The organism is Desulfuromonas sp. KJ2020 (assembly GCF_024197615.1).
Classification (GTDB): Bacteria; Desulfobacterota; Desulfuromonadia; order Desulfuromonadales; family SZUA-540; genus SZUA-540.
The window spans coordinates 736,936-750,757 of record NZ_JAKUKE010000001.1 but is presented as its reverse complement, the minus strand read 5'-3'; the positions used below and the strand labels follow the sequence as shown (position 1 = coordinate 750,757).

Sequence of the window (13,822 nt, the reverse complement as noted above, 5' to 3'; positions counted from 1 at the left end):
TTTTGTTCCAGAGATGAAGGAGATCAGGGATGAACAAGTTTGAGGCAGGGAAAAAAGTGACCTTCTGGCGCGCCCTCGTCCAGTGGGGCTTTCTGGCCTGGATTATCGCCATCGGTATTCGCTTTGGCCTCTTTGTGCGCCATTTTGAGTCAGGCGGTGCCGCCCCCTACGTTTCACGCCCCCCGGGCGTGGAGGGCTTTCTTCCCATCGGCGCCCTGGTCAGCCTCAAGCACTGGCTGGTCAACGGTTTTGTTCATGACGTGCATCCGGCGGCCCTGGTCCTTTTTCTGACCTTTCTGGTCATGAGCCTGCTGGCCAAGAAATCCTTCTGTTCCTGGCTCTGTCCGGTGGGCACCCTGTCGGAAGGGGCCTGGAAGCTGGGCTGCCGTCTTTTCGGCCGCACCTTCCAGCCCTGGCGCTGGCTCGATACGCTGCTGCGCTCCCTCAAATATCTCCTGCTCTTTTTCTTCGCCAAGATCATCCTGCTCGATATGCCGGCCCGCGCCCTGGGGGCCTTCATGGATGCGCCCTACTGGGCGGTGAGCGACGTCAAGATGCTGCGCTTCTTCACTCACATGAGCCTGACGGCCCTGGTCGTCAGCCTCGTGCTCGCCGGGTTGTCGCTCCTCTACCAGAATTTCTGGTGCCGCTACCTCTGCCCCTATGGCGCCCTCATGGGCTTGGCCAGTCTGCTCAGCCCCTTCAAGATTCGCCGTAACCCGGAGCGATGCACCGCCTGCGGTGCCTGCAGTCGTGCCTGTCCGGCCTGGCTCCCCGTGCAGCACAAGGCAACGGTGCGCAGTCCCGAGTGCACCGGCTGCCTGACCTGCGTCGAGGCCTGCCCCGAGCGCGCCCTGGCCATGGCGCCACCAGCCGTCTCCACGACTTTTCCCCGCTGGGTTTTCCCGGTCCTCGCCCTCTCCCTCTATGGCGGCGGTGTTCTGCTCGGCATGGCGACAGGGCATTGGGAAACCTCGCTGACCACTCAGCATTACCAGCAGCTGATCCCCTTGGTCCCCTATCTGGGGCATTAAAGTGGTTGTTGCCCTGATAGTGGCCTCCTCTTGACAGTTATTAGTTAGCCTGCTAAATATTGCCCTGACAACTAAAGGAGACAGGCATGCCATACTTTAATCCGGCCGACAGCATCGGCTTCCATTGCTCCCTCACCTTCAAGGCCTTTCGCCAGGCCCTGGAGAAACGCCTGCAGGGCACCGGCATCAGCCCGGTCCATGTTCTCGCTCTTGCTCACCTGATGGCGCTGGGCCCCCTTTCCCAGAATGAACTGGGCGACAAGCTCTTTATCACCGCCGCCTCCACCGCCCGTCTCGTCGACCGCATGGAGCGCGACGGTTGGGTGGAGCGTCAGCCCGATTCCAGGGACCGCCGGGTCAATCGCCTGATCATCACGGAAAAAGCGCACTCCATGTGGGCGGAAATTTCATTTTACGCCCGCGACGTGCTGGAACAGGCCAGTCAAGGGATCGAGAGCGCTGAAATCGCCCGGGCCATCGCAGTGCTCACCCGCGTACGTCATAATCTCGAAAGTTCGGGGAGTTGAACATGATGAAGAAACGCCTTCTGGGAATGCTGATCCTGCTCGTCGTGCTGGCCGCGGCCCTGTTGCTGGTCGCGCGCAAAAAAATGGAGCTGGCCGAGGCGCCACGTCCCACCCTGCAGCCGACGGTGATCCGTACGGCTGTAAGCGAGCGGGGTGACCTGACCCGCACGCGCACCTACCTGGGCCGAGTGGAAGCCTGGCAGAGCGCCGACATTTCGAGCCGGCTCACCTCGGTGGTCGCCGAGGTTAAAGTGCGGGAAGGCGAAAGGGTTCGACAGGGCGAGGTACTGCTGCGCCTCGACGACACCGAGCTGCGCCGGGCGTTGCAGGGAGCGGCTGCCCGGGTGGCCAATGCCCGTGAGCAGGCCGAGGCGGTGGCGGCCAAGATAAGCAGCCTGCGGCAGAGTCTGGCTTTCTGGAAGAAGGAAGAGGAACGGGACCGCACCCTGGCCTCGGCCGGTGCCATCGCCCCGGCCCAGGCCGAGGCCACGGCCGACCGCCTGAATCAGGTGCGCGGCGAGCTGGAGGCGACCCTGCAGTCGCTGCAGGCCGCCCGCAGCCTGGTGGAATCCCAGCGGCAGCAGCAGCAGGAGGCGGCAGCGCGCCTGGCCTACGCGGAAATTCGCAGCCCCTTTGACGGCCTGGTCGCCCGCCGCCTGGTCGACCCCGGCGATTTGGCGGCGCCGGGCCAGCGCCTGCTGGAAATTGAGGACCACAGCCGGCTGCAGATACGTTTCGACATACCCCAAAAGGATGTGCACCTGGTCGAAAAGGAGCGTCAGGTCATCGTTGAGGAAGACGGGCAGAGTCACGCCCTGGCCATCTCCCGCCTGTATCCCACCGTCAATCCCGACCAGACCCTGACCATGGAGGCGGAGCTGCCGGCTGTGACCTCCTGGCGACCCGGAGCCTATGTCCCCGTGTCCACGGTGGTGGAGCGGGCGGCGGATGTCATCCTGGTGCCGGAAGATAGCCTGATCCCGTCGCCGGAAGGGGGGCTGGCGGTTTTCGTCGTCGAGGAGGGCGTTACCCGTCCCCTTCCGGTGCAGCTGCTGCTGTCGGAGGCCGGGCTGGCGGCGGTAAGCGGCCTCGATGAAGGGGTCACGGTAGTGCTCAGCACCTATCTGGGCTGGAATCGCCTCGCCGGCGGGGAAGCCGTGGAGGTTAGGCCATGAGTCTGCCTCGTTTCGCGCTGAAGCAACCGCACCTGGTGGCGGCGCTGGCGATGGTCGTCTTCGCTCTCGGCGGGTTCGCCTTCTGGAAAACGCCGACGGATCTCTTTCCCGACACGGTGCCACCGCAGGTGGCGGTGGTCACCGTGAAGCCGGGGGCGGTGGCGCGCGACATGGCCGACCAGGTGACCCAGATACTGGAAAAGGAGCTGCACACCCTTTCGGGCGTCACCCGGGTCAGCTCCACCTCCCGCGATGAGGTCTCCTCCATCAACGTGGAGTTCGCCTACGACAAATCGATCGGCGAGGCGGTCACCGATGTGCAAAATGCCGTCGCCCGCGTGCAGGGGAGTCTGCCGGCCGGCGCGGCCCAGCCCCGGCTCTTTCGCATTACCGACGCCAATCGCCCTCTGCTGACCCTGGCCCTCTCCCCCCGGCCGGACAGTCTGAAGACGCTGGCGGATGTCCGCCTGCTGGCCGAAAACGATCTCAAGGACAGTCTGTTGCGTCTCGACGGCATCGGCGATGTGCAGATTTTCGGCGGCCACCGGGCCGAGGTGTCCGTGCGCCTTGACCGGGAGGCCCTGCGCGCCCACGGCCTCGGTCTGGAAGCGGTGATGGCGGCCCTGGCGGGACAAAACGTCTCGGCGCCGGCCGGGATTATTTATGGCGATCACCGGGAATATCTGGTCAACGTCGCCGGCGAATTTCCTTCGGCGGCGGCCCTCAAGAACCTGCCGCTACGCAGCGCCCAGGGCCGGTCGGTCTATCTGCGCGATGTCGCCGAGGTTCGGCTGGAAACGGCCGATACCCGCAGCCTCTACCATGGCAACGGCAAGGCCGCCATCGCCTTAAATCTGCTGCGCCCGGAAAAGGGGGAGACGGTCAAGGCGATCAAAAATCTTAAAGCCGCCCTGCCGGGTCTCGAGGCCCGCTATCCCGACCTGCTTTTCGAGATCACAGACGACCAGCAGCCGCTCATCGATCTCAACGTCAGCGGCATGCGCTCCTCCCTGGTGCAGGCCGTCATCCTCACGGTGCTGGTCATCTTTTTCTTCCTCGGCAACCTGCGGGCGGCGGCGACGGTGAGTGTCTCCATTCCCCTCTCCTTTCTGGGGGCGCTGGTGGTGTTGTGGTTCAGCCCCTACACGCTGAACATGGTGACCCTGTCGGCGCTGATCATCGCCGTCGGCATGGTCGTCGATGCCTCGGTGGTGGTGCTGGAGAACATCTACCGCCGTCATCACGACCTGGCGGGCGAAGACCCCGCCCAGGCGGCGCTGGAGGGAACACGCCAGGTCTCCCTGGCCGTCACCGCCGGCATGCTGACCACGGTGGTGGTGCTTGTGCCGGTGATCTTCACCCAGGGCTACACGGGCCGGGTGATGGCCCCCTTGAATATCATCATTATCGCCACCTTGGTCACCTCGCTCCTTGTCTCCCTGACCGTCATCCCCCTGGTGGCCTCCCGCCTGCTTGGCGGGCAACGTCCGCAGCGGCGGGGCCTGGAGCGGCTGGCGAATCCGGTGGAGAAGGGCCTCGACAGGCTGAGCGATTTCTACGTCGGCCTGGTGGGCCTGGTCCTGCGCCGGCGCCTGCTTTTCATCATCCTCGCCCTGGTTTTTCTGGTTTTCACCCTGCGCGTGGTGCGGCCTCTGCTGGGGGGCGAGCAGATGCCCCCCATGGACACGGGGATCGCCCTGGTGGAGTTCGACACCGATGCCTCGGCCAGCCCCCGCCAGGTGGAAGAGGTGCTGAGCCGGGTGGAAGCGCTGATTGGGCAATCCCCGGAGGTCAAGAGCATTTCGGCCGTGGTCGGGTCGGAGCCGCAGGCGGTTAGCTTCGGCGGCGGTGGGACCACCACCCAGAGCGCCAAGCTCACCATTCACCTCATCTCCCGTACCGAGCGCGAGGCTGATATCTGGCAGATTCAGGAGCGCTGGCGGCAGGGTTTGCGGCGGATCGAGGGGGTGCGCACCTTCCGGGTCTCCGAGTATGGTGCCACCCCGGTGGCGACCACCAAGGCCCCCTTCAACCTGATGATCACGGGTCCGGAGCTGCCGATGCTCGACAGCCTGGCGGACGAAGCGCTGCAGCGCCTGCGGGGCCTCCCCGGTCTGACGGACCTGCGGCGTTCCTGGTACCGCGATAAGGTGCAGCAGACGGTGGCGGTCGATGCCGAGCTGGCCCGCCTCTACGGAACCTCCGCCGGCGGAGTGGCCGAATCGCTGCGCCAGGCGGTGCAGGGGACGGCGGGCAGCGAGCTGCGCCTGCAGGGCTATCTCGATATCCCCATCCGCCTTCGCTATCAACAGAGCCAGATCGACAATCCCGAGGCTTTGCTGCAGGTGGATATTCCCACGGCCCAGGGGCCGATCAAGCTCGGCACCCTGGCACAGGTGCGCAGCGAAGTGCAGCCCCCCTTCATTACCCGCGAAAACTTGAGTCCGACCATCGATCTGACGGCGGGCAACCAGGTGCTGACCATCGCCCAGGTCACCAGTTTGGCCGCGCAGCGTCTGCGGGACATGCCCCTGCCAGCCGGCTACGCGCTGGAGATCGCCGGCACGGCCCGCGACATGGGCCAGAGCCAGGGCGAAATGGGGCGGGCGCTGCTCATCGGCCTGGTGCTCCTCTTCATTCTGCTATTTGCCATGTTTCGCTCTTTTTTGCCGCCCTTGGCCATCGTGCTCTCCATTCCCCTGGCCGTGGCCGGGGCGGTGTGGGGCCTGCTGCTCTTTGACAAACCTTTCTGCATGCCGGCCCTGATGGGGATTATTCTGCTCGGCGGCACCATCGTCAATAACGCCATCCTCATGCTCGACTTTATTCTGGAGGCGCGCCGGGAAGGGATGAGCCGCGACGAGGCCATTATCGCCTCGGTGCGTCTGCGCCTACGCCCCATCTTCATGACGGCCACCTCCACGGTCATCGGTTTTTCCCCCCTGATCTTCGAGATGGCCGTCGGACTGGAGCGCATGAGCCCCCTGGGGATTGCCGCCGCCTCCGGTCTGCTGGTAGGGACGGTGGTGACCATGGTCTATCTGCCGCTGGTCTACGTGCTGCTGGATGACGCCCAGGAGAAGCTGAGGACGCTGGGGCGCGCGGCCAGAAAAGCGGTGACCTCACTCCTCCTGCTCGGCGTCCTGCTGTCGCCCCAGGTCGATCCCGCTTCGGCGGCCGAACTCCCTTCGCCGCTGTCGCTGACGGAGGCGGTGGCCTATGGCCTCGAACACAGTCCGGCTCTGGCCCAGGCCGCTGCCGAGGTGGAGCGCGGCCAGGGCCTGGTGCGGAGTGCCGAGGCCCCGCGCGGGGTGCAGCTGCGCCTGGAAGGGAGCGCCGCCTGGTCGCAGGAGCGTCACAACATGGCGCCGGGGCTGGCGCCCCAGAATCAGGGGTTTGCCCATCGCGTCTATCAGGCCACGGCCAGCGCCGATCTGCTTCTCGCCGACTTCGGTGCGACCCGGGCCCGTCTGAAGGCCGCCAGGGCCGCGCAGGAGGGGGTCCGGCATCAGGCGGCCCGAGCCCGGGACGAAGTGGCCTTTCAGATTTCCCAACAGTTTTTGCAGGTATTGTCCCTGGGCGATATTCGCCGGGCCACCTTCGCCTCTTTGGACAGTCTGTCTGCTCTCGACCGCGCTGCCGAGCAGCTGTGGCGGCAGGGGCGGACGGCGCGGGTGGACAAGCTCAAGGTCGAGGTGCGTCTGGCCGAGGTGGAAAGTCAGCTGGCCGAGGTGGAGGCTGCCCTCGTCGAGGCGGAATACGCCTTGCTGGCTCTCTTGGGATGTGAGGGTGAACTGCCGCCGTTGACTGAGGTCGATCCCGGCGCAGTGACCCAAACCTCGGCGGAAAACAGGGATGGGGTGAGCCCCCGCGATGACCTGGCAGCGCGGCAGGCCGAGGTCGAGTCTGCCCGTCGACAGCTCGCCGGGGCGAAGCGGGCTTACCTGCCGGAACTGCGGCTCTTTGCCAGTGCCGGATATTACGGGGCCGACGATCCCCAGTCGATGGCGGCTGGGATACCCGGCGACGACAGCCAAACCGATGCGACGGTCGGCGTGAAGCTGACCGTTCCGCTGTTGGACGGCGGTTTGCGGGCCGGCCAGGTGGCGCAGGCCCGCGCTGAAGCAGATAGGGCTCGGGCCCGCCTGCGCGAGGCTCAACTCAACGCGCGGCGTGAACTGGCCGTCGCCCAGGCCGAGGTGGCCAGCGCCCAGGCCCGGCAGCAGGCCCATGGCAAGGGGGTGGTACAGGCCCGCGAAGCTGTGCGTCTGGAACGGCTCAAGTACGAGGCGCAGAAAGGATCGGTCAACGAGGTGCTCGACGCGGAAGCCGCTTTGCTGCAGGCCCGCAGCCTGCTCCGTCAAGCCGAGCGGGGCCTGATTCTGGCCAGCCTGGCGGAAGAGCTGGCCAGAGGCCGGCTGTCGTTTCCAGGAGAATAGCTTGAAGGAAAAGCGACCGGAATCCGACCGGATCTGCTAGGTAAGCGGATTCTTTTATGTTACCCTTTGCCTTTATCCGCAACAGGGGCCCAGCCACAGGCGGCCCAGAAACCCAGACAGGGAGGATCAATGCAAAATTGGGGAGAAGGTCCCTCGGCAGAGGACTTTGAAAGGAAAATCATCGATATAGGGCAGAAGCTCAAGAAAGAGTTTCGCCCCAGTAAAAATCTCTTGCTCGTGGCAGTGGCCGTTCTGGCTGTTTTTGTGGGCATGAGCAGCTTTTACAAGGTCGATACGGAAGAAACCGGGGTCATTCTGCGCTTCGGCAAGTTTACCGGCTATTCACAGCCGGGACTTCACTTCAAGCTGCCTTTCGGCATTGACCGCGTCTACCTGGTCAAGACGGGTCGCGTCTTTAAGGAGGAGTTCGGTTTCCGCACGGTCATGCCGGGCGAGCGCTCCACCTACACCAAGAGGGGGCTCGAGGAGGAATCCCTCACCCTGACCGGCGACCTCAATGTCAGTGACGTGGAGTGGATCGTCCAGTTTCAGGTGACCGACCCCTACAAGTATGTTTTTCAGCTGAAAAATCCGGTGGACACCATCCGCGACGTCAGTGAGGCCATGGTGCGCAAAGTCATCGGCAACAGCAACGTCACCGACGTGCTCACCACCGAGCGTGCCATGCTGGCCTCCCTCATCCAGCAGGACCTGCAGCAAACCCTCAATCAGTATGATATCGGTGTGCGTGTGGTCACCGTGAAATTCCAGGATGTCACGCCGCCTGATCCGGTCAAGAAGGCCTTCAACGAGGTCAACGAGGCCGAGCAGCAGAAGGAGAGTATGATCTTTCAGGCCCGCGAACAGTTCAACCGCGAAGTGCCCCGGGCCCGGGGCGAAGCCAAGAAGACGGTGGAAGAGGCCGAAGGCTACGCCATCGAGCGTATCAACAAGGCCCGCGGCGAGACCAACCGTTTCGAAGCCCTGCTGCTCGAATACCGCAAGGCGCCGGAAGTGACCAGGCGCCGCATTTTCCTCGAAACCATGGAAGAAGTGCTGCCGAAGCTGGAAGAGATCTACGTGATGGACGGCGCCGGGAGCAACCTGCTGCCGCTGCTGCCGATGCGCAGCGAGAGCCAGGGAGGGAAACAATGAAAAAAGCACCAGCACTCATCATTCTGGCCTTTGTTGCCTTCGTCGGGATCAGCAGCAGTCTTTTCGTGGTCAATGAGGCCGAGCAGGCTATCGTCACCCAGTTCGGCAAACCGGTGGGGGATGTCAAGGGACCGGGTCTCCACGTCAAGATTCCCGTCATTCAGGAGGTCAAGCGCTTCGAAAAGCGCATCATGAAGTGGGACAGCGACCCCAACCAGATTCCGACCAAGGACAAGCGCTTCATCTGGGTCGACACCACAGCCCGCTGGCGCATCGTCGATCCCCTGCTCTTCTACAAGACCGTGGCCACGGAAATAGGGGCCCAGAGCCGACTCGACGACATCATCGACTCGGTCGTGCGCGATGCCGTGTCCGGCCGATTGCTGGCCGAACTGGTGCGCGGCAGCGATTACCAGTCACCGAGAGGTCCGGGGGAGAAAGAGGTCTTTGAGATCGAGGGCGAGGTGGTCAGCGAAAGCGAGCTGGTCGGTCGCGAGGAGATTTTGGATAGTCTGCTCGGCAAGGCGCGGGCCAGCACGCCCGAGTACGGGATTGAGCTGATCGACGTGCAGATCAAACGCATCAACTACGTCGACCAGGTATTGACCCGCGTTTACGAACGCATGATCAACGAGCGTAACCAGGTGGCGGCGGAATATCGCTCCGAGGGCGAAGGAGAAAAAGCCGAGATTCTGGGCAAGATGGAGCGCGAACTCAAGCAGATCAATTCCGAGGCCTACCGCCTGGCCCTGGAGATCCGCGGCAAGGCCGACGCTGAAGCCGCAGGCATCTACGCCACGGCCTACAGCCGCGACAAGGAATTCTACTCCTTTTTGCGCACTCTCGAGTCCTACAAGAAGGTCATCGGCAAGAACGGCCGCCTGGTGATCGGCACCGATTCCCCCTTCTACAAATACCTGCAGGACGTCAAATAGTCGATCGTTAACATGCAGACCATCGCAAGGCCCGCCTTTCCGAGCAAAGGCGGGCCTTTTTGCCTTCAAGGGGTGGCAGGGGTGTCTTGCATTGCCGTCGAAGCCAAGTAAACTCTTGTTATTCCAACACCAGATGCGCACCGGATACGGGAGATGATGCAGATTGCCTTGAACACTCTGGGCGGGCTGGCGCTATTCATGCTCGCCATGATGATGATGACCGAAGGCCTCAAAGTTTTTGCCGGCGGCAGCCTGAAACAGCTGCTCAACCGTTATACCTCTACGCCGCTGCGAGGCGTGCTGGCCGGCGTCCTGGTGACAGGGCTGGTGCAGTCCTCCGGGGCGGTTACCGTGGCGACCATCGGTTTCGTCAATGCCGGGGTCTTCACCCTGGCCCAGGCCCTGACGGTGGTCTTCGGCACCAATATCGGCACCACCGTCACCGGCTGGCTGGTGAGTCTGGTCGGCTTCGGTTTCAAGATCGAGAATTTCGCCCTGCCGATCCTGGCCTTGGGGGTAGCGCTCCGTCTTGGCGTTGCCGACAAACGCTTGCGCGGGTTGGGGGAAGCCCTGGCCGGATTCGGGCTGTTCTTCCTCGGCCTGTCCATTCTCAAAGACGGTTTCGGCGGCCTGGCGCAGAGCTACAGTACAGCACTGATGGATGGCGAGCGCGGCGGCACCCTGCTCTTTCTGATCCTCGGCTTTGTGGCGACGGTATTGACCCAGTCCTCCAGTGCCTCCATCGCCATCGTGCTGACAGCGGTCAGCGGCGGCGTGGTCGGCATGTATCCGGCCGCGGTCGCCATCATCGGCGCCAATCTGGGCAGCACCTCGACGGCGGCCATGGCGGTGCTGCGCGCTACTCCCAACGCCAAGCGTCTGGCCCTCGGTCATATCCTCTTCAACCTCATTACCGGCGTCGTCGCCCTGGCGCTGCTGCCCCTGCTCATGTGGGGCATCCATCTGCTGGCGGACGGCCTCCAGCTGGAGGGGAGTCCGGCGGCGGTGCTGGCGCTTTTTCACACGGTTTTCAACGTGCTGGGTGTGCTGCTGATGCTGCCTGCGGCCGGTCTGTTGACCCGCTGGCTGCAGCGGCTCTTCCGCAGCCAGGAGGAAGAAGCCGGACGCCCGCGTCACCTCGATGCGACGTTGACGGCCACCCCCGATCTGGCCGAATCGGCTCTGGCGGCCGAACTGGCTCGCTTGCGGCTGATGGCCAATCAAACGGTGTACGACGCCCTGCTGCGGCCCGAACAGCCGGCGGCGCTGGTGGAACAGCAGGCGGCGGCCATGCGCACCCTGGTCGCCGCCATCACGGACTTTATCAGCAAGGTGCGCGCCGAAAGCATGTCCCGGGAGGTGGGGGAGAGCCTGGCCCGGGATCTGCGCATCGCCCGCTATCTGGACGAAGCGGCGCGCCTGTCGGGCAATGCCGTGGAGCTGCGACGGGAGATGACGACGATAAGTGATCGCCCGGTCATCGACATTCTCCAACAGCTCATCGCTAGGGTGAAGATCTGCTGCGAGCTGACGGGCCGTGACGAAGATCTGGCAGGTGCCGATGGCCATCGGCAGCAGGCGCTGGACGGTTTTCAGGAGGCCTATCAGCAGGCGAAAGGGGAAATTCTGGCGGCAGCCGTGGCCAGGCGGCTGCCGGTAGCGCAGGCCGAGCAGCTGCTGGGGGTCCTCAGCACGACCCGGCGCATGGTAGAACAGTTGGTCAAGGCCGACCGGCTGCTGCGCAATCCGGCCCGGGCCCAGGCCATCGAAGCGCAAAGCGAAGAAGATTCTTCAGCCGAGTAAGTTTCAGGGAGCAAGGAAGATAGAGAAGGAGTTTGCCATGTTCAAACGCATAGGTCTGTTTGTTATTACCAATATCGCCATTCTTCTGGTGCTGAGCCTGGTCCTCAATCTGCTGGGGGTCGGCCCGATGCTGCGGGAAGAGGGTTTGAATATGCCAAGCCTCATCGCCTTTGCGGCGGTCTTTGGCTTTGGCGGCTCCCTCATTTCCCTGGCCATCTCCAAATGGACGGCCAAGCGTCTCACCGGTGCCCAGGTTATCACTCAGCCTTCCAGCGAGCAGGAGATCTGGCTGGTGGAGACGGTGCGGCGTCAGGCCGCGGCGGCGGGGATCGGCATGCCCGAGGTGGCCATCTATAACGCGCCGGACGTCAACGCCTTTGCCACCGGCATGCGCCGGAACAGTGCCCTGGTAGCGGTAAGCACTGGCCTGCTGCGGGCCATGAATCGCGACGAGGCCGAGGCGGTGCTGGCCCATGAGGTCAGCCACGTCGCCAATGGCGACATGATCACCCTGGCACTTATTCAGGGGGTGGTGAATACCTTCGTTATTGTCGCCTCGCGGGTAGTGGGGCACCTGGTCGACCGCGTTGTCTTCAAGACGGAGCGGGGGCATGGGCCCGGCTTCTTTATCACCACCCTCGTCGCCCAGATGGTCTTCGGCATTCTGGCCAGCATCATCGTCTTCTGGTTCAGCCGCCAGCGGGAGTTTCGGGCCGATGCCGGTGCCGCTAACCTTGCCGGCCGCGAGAAGATGGTGGCAGCGCTGGAGCGGCTGCGGCTTTCCGCCGGTCAGCCTCACCTCCCCGACCAGATGGCCGCCTTCGGCATCTCCGGCAACATCGGCCGGGGCCTCAAACGGCTGTTCATGACCCACCCTCCCCTCGAAGAGCGCATCGCCGCTTTGCGGCAGGAGCTCTAGGAAAAAAGAGGGAAACGGAGACCTACGAGCATGGATGCCTCTATCCTGACCGTACTCCTGATTCTGGCCGTGACGGTGACCCTGTTGGCGCTGGAGATCTTTCGTCTCGACGTGACGGCTCTCCTCTGCCTGCTGGCGCTGGCCTGGACCGACGTGCTGGAGCCGCAGGAAGCCCTGTCGGGTTTTGCCAGCAATGCGGTGGTGGCCATGATGGCGGTGATGATCCTTGGACGCGGCCTGGCCAGAACGGGCCTGATGGATCGCTTCGCCCGCTTTTTTGTCAGGAAGGTGGGAGACAAACCCTCGCGTATCGTGGCGCTGCTGTCCCTGTCCGTCGGGCTGCTGTCGGGCTTTATCCAGAATGTTGGCGCGGCCGCTCTTTTTCTGCCAGCCATTCTGGATATTTCCCGGCGACAGCGGATCCCGGCCTCGACCCTGGTCATGCCCATCGGTTTCGCCGCCATTCTGGGCGGCACGCTCAGCATGGTCGGCTCCGGGCCCCTCATCCTGATCAACGATCTGCTGCGGGTCGGCGGCCAGGCGCCTTACGGGCTGCTGAGTGTGACTCCCGTGGGTCTGGCCCTGCTCGGCGCCGGCATTTTCTATTTCGTGCTGCTGGGCAAGATGGTCCTGCCAGACACGGCGTCTCGGGAGGTCGCCCCATCCGAACAGGAGCGGCTCGTTGAGGCCCTGCACCTGCCCGACCATATCTGGCTCTACACCATCCCCGCCTCAAGCTCCCTGGTCGGGCAGACCCCGGAGGAGGCCGGCCTGTGGAGCCGCTTCGGTCTCAACCTCCTTGGGCTGGCCCGTGACCGTGAGATCCACTATGCCCCCTGGCGGCAGACGCGCTTCGAAGCCGGTCAGACTTTGGCCCTGCTGGGAGAGGAGGCCAAAGCGGAACGGTTCGCGGCGACCTTTGACTTGCGACAGGAGGCGAAAAAGGGCCGCTTTGCCCCCCTGCGCGACCCGAAACGGGCCGGCTTTGCCGAGGTCATCATTCCGCCCCGCTCGGCCCTGGTCGGCCAGACCCTGCGCAGTTTTGCCCTGCGTCGCCGTTACGCCGTCGAGCCGGTCCTGATGTTCAACCGGGGGGAAGAAGTGCGGGGGGATTTTTCCGATCGCGACATCGCCCCCGGCGACACCTTCATCCTGTATGGGCTGTGGGAGAATATCGATGAATTGAAAGGCGGCGGCGATTTCCTCGTGGCTACCCCCTTTTCGCCGCCTAAACAGGCCGACGTCAAATCCTGGCCGGCCCTGCTGTGCTTTGCGGGGGCCGTGGGCCTGGCCCTGGCGGGGTTTCCGCTGTCCCAGGCTTTTTTGACCGGCGCTCTGGCCATGATCCTGACGGGAGTGCTCTCTATCGAGGCGGCCTACGAGGCCATCGAATGGAAGGTTGTCTTTTTACTCGCCGGCCTCATCCCCCTGGGGCTGGCCATGCAGAAGACCGGGGCTGCCGAATTTCTGGCCCGTCAGGTCATGACCCTGGTGCAGGGGGCCCATCCCCTGCTCTTTCTGCTGAGCGTGGCCATCCTCTCCACCCTCTTCTCCCTGTTCATGTCCAACGTGGGGGCCATCGTGGTGCTGGCTCCTCTGGTCATCGGCATGGCCGAGCTCGCCGGACTGCCCCCTCGTCCCCTGGTGCTCCTGGCCGCCATCTGCGCCGCCAACTCCTTTATGCTGCCCACCCATCAGGTCAACGTCCTGTACATGTCGCCCGGTGGCTACCGCAATGCCGACTATATCCGGGCCGGCGGCGGCCTCACCCTGCTCTTTCTGCTGGTCGTCGTCACCCTCTTTTATTTCTTTTATCTTTAACCTTCGAGAAAGGA

9 protein-coding genes are annotated in these 13,822 nt (G+C 63.9%); all 9 read left to right on the top strand.

Annotated elements, in window-relative coordinates:
• Nucleotides 1-29 precede the first annotated feature (29 nt).
• The 9 genes from MJO47_RS03405 (at nt 30) to MJO47_RS03365 (ending at nt 13,808) form a co-directional block, all read left to right on the top strand.
• Nucleotides 30-1,034 carry a 4Fe-4S binding protein gene (locus MJO47_RS03405; RefSeq protein ID WP_253959713.1) on the top strand — a complete coding sequence of 335 codons (1,005 nt, stop codon included), beginning with the start codon at nt 30-32 and terminating at the stop codon, nt 1,032-1,034.
• An 86-nt stretch (nt 1,035-1,120) separates the two neighbouring features.
• Nucleotides 1,121-1,561 carry a MarR family winged helix-turn-helix transcriptional regulator gene (locus MJO47_RS03400; RefSeq protein ID WP_253959712.1) on the top strand — a complete coding sequence of 147 codons (441 nt, stop codon included), beginning with the start codon at nt 1,121-1,123 and terminating at the stop codon, nt 1,559-1,561.
• Between the two features lie 2 nt (nt 1,562-1,563).
• The gene (locus MJO47_RS03395) at nt 1,564-2,736 is read left to right on the top strand and encodes an efflux RND transporter periplasmic adaptor subunit (RefSeq protein WP_253959711.1); all 1,173 of its coding nucleotides are present in this window, start codon (nt 1,564-1,566) and stop codon (nt 2,734-2,736) included.
• Complete coding sequence (locus MJO47_RS03390) at nt 2,733-7,175, top strand: efflux RND transporter permease subunit (protein ID WP_253959710.1); 4,443 nt, start codon at nt 2,733-2,735, stop codon at nt 7,173-7,175. The genes MJO47_RS03395 and MJO47_RS03390 overlap by 4 nt, the downstream gene beginning before the upstream one ends.
• Nucleotides 7,176-7,304: 129 nt before the next feature.
• The gene (hflK, locus tag MJO47_RS03385; protein ID WP_253959709.1) at nt 7,305-8,330 is read left to right on the top strand and encodes an FtsH protease activity modulator HflK; all 1,026 of its coding nucleotides are present in this window, start codon (nt 7,305-7,307) and stop codon (nt 8,328-8,330) included.
• Entirely contained in the window at nt 8,327-9,265 is a 939-nt protein-coding gene (gene hflC / locus MJO47_RS03380; protein WP_253959708.1) for a protease modulator HflC, read from the top strand. The genes hflK and hflC overlap by 4 nt, the downstream gene beginning before the upstream one ends.
• A 153-nt stretch (nt 9,266-9,418) precedes the next feature.
• Entirely contained in the window at nt 9,419-11,068 is a 1,650-nt protein-coding gene (locus MJO47_RS03375) for a Na/Pi cotransporter family protein (protein WP_253959707.1), read from the top strand.
• 37 nt (nt 11,069-11,105) lie between these two features.
• Nucleotides 11,106-11,987, top strand: coding sequence for a protease HtpX (htpX, locus tag MJO47_RS03370; protein WP_253959706.1), 882 nt, complete (start codon nt 11,106-11,108; stop codon nt 11,985-11,987).
• A 30-nt stretch (nt 11,988-12,017) separates the two neighbouring features.
• Entirely contained in the window at nt 12,018-13,808 is a 1,791-nt protein-coding gene (locus tag MJO47_RS03365) for an SLC13 family permease (protein ID WP_253959705.1), read from the top strand.
• The last annotated feature ends 14 nt before the right edge of the window (nt 13,809-13,822 follow it).

Excerpts from the sequence above, each read along its gene's own strand:
- MJO47_RS03405 (WP_253959713.1), top strand. The coding sequence starts at position 30 with ATGAACAAGTTTGAGGCAGGGAAAAAAGTGACCTTCTGGCGCGCCCTC.
- MJO47_RS03400 (WP_253959712.1), top strand. The coding sequence starts at position 1,121 with ATGCCATACTTTAATCCGGCCGACAGCATCGGCTTCCATTGCTCCCTC.
- MJO47_RS03395 (WP_253959711.1), top strand. The coding sequence starts at position 1,564 with ATGATGAAGAAACGCCTTCTGGGAATGCTGATCCTGCTCGTCGTGCTG.
- MJO47_RS03390 (WP_253959710.1), top strand. The coding sequence starts at position 2,733 with ATGAGTCTGCCTCGTTTCGCGCTGAAGCAACCGCACCTGGTGGCGGCG.
- hflK (WP_253959709.1), top strand. The coding sequence starts at position 7,305 with ATGCAAAATTGGGGAGAAGGTCCCTCGGCAGAGGACTTTGAAAGGAAA.
- hflC (WP_253959708.1), top strand. The coding sequence starts at position 8,327 with ATGAAAAAAGCACCAGCACTCATCATTCTGGCCTTTGTTGCCTTCGTC.
- MJO47_RS03375 (WP_253959707.1), top strand. The coding sequence starts at position 9,419 with ATGATGCAGATTGCCTTGAACACTCTGGGCGGGCTGGCGCTATTCATG.
- htpX (WP_253959706.1), top strand. The coding sequence starts at position 11,106 with ATGTTCAAACGCATAGGTCTGTTTGTTATTACCAATATCGCCATTCTT.
- MJO47_RS03365 (WP_253959705.1), top strand. The coding sequence starts at position 12,018 with ATGGATGCCTCTATCCTGACCGTACTCCTGATTCTGGCCGTGACGGTG.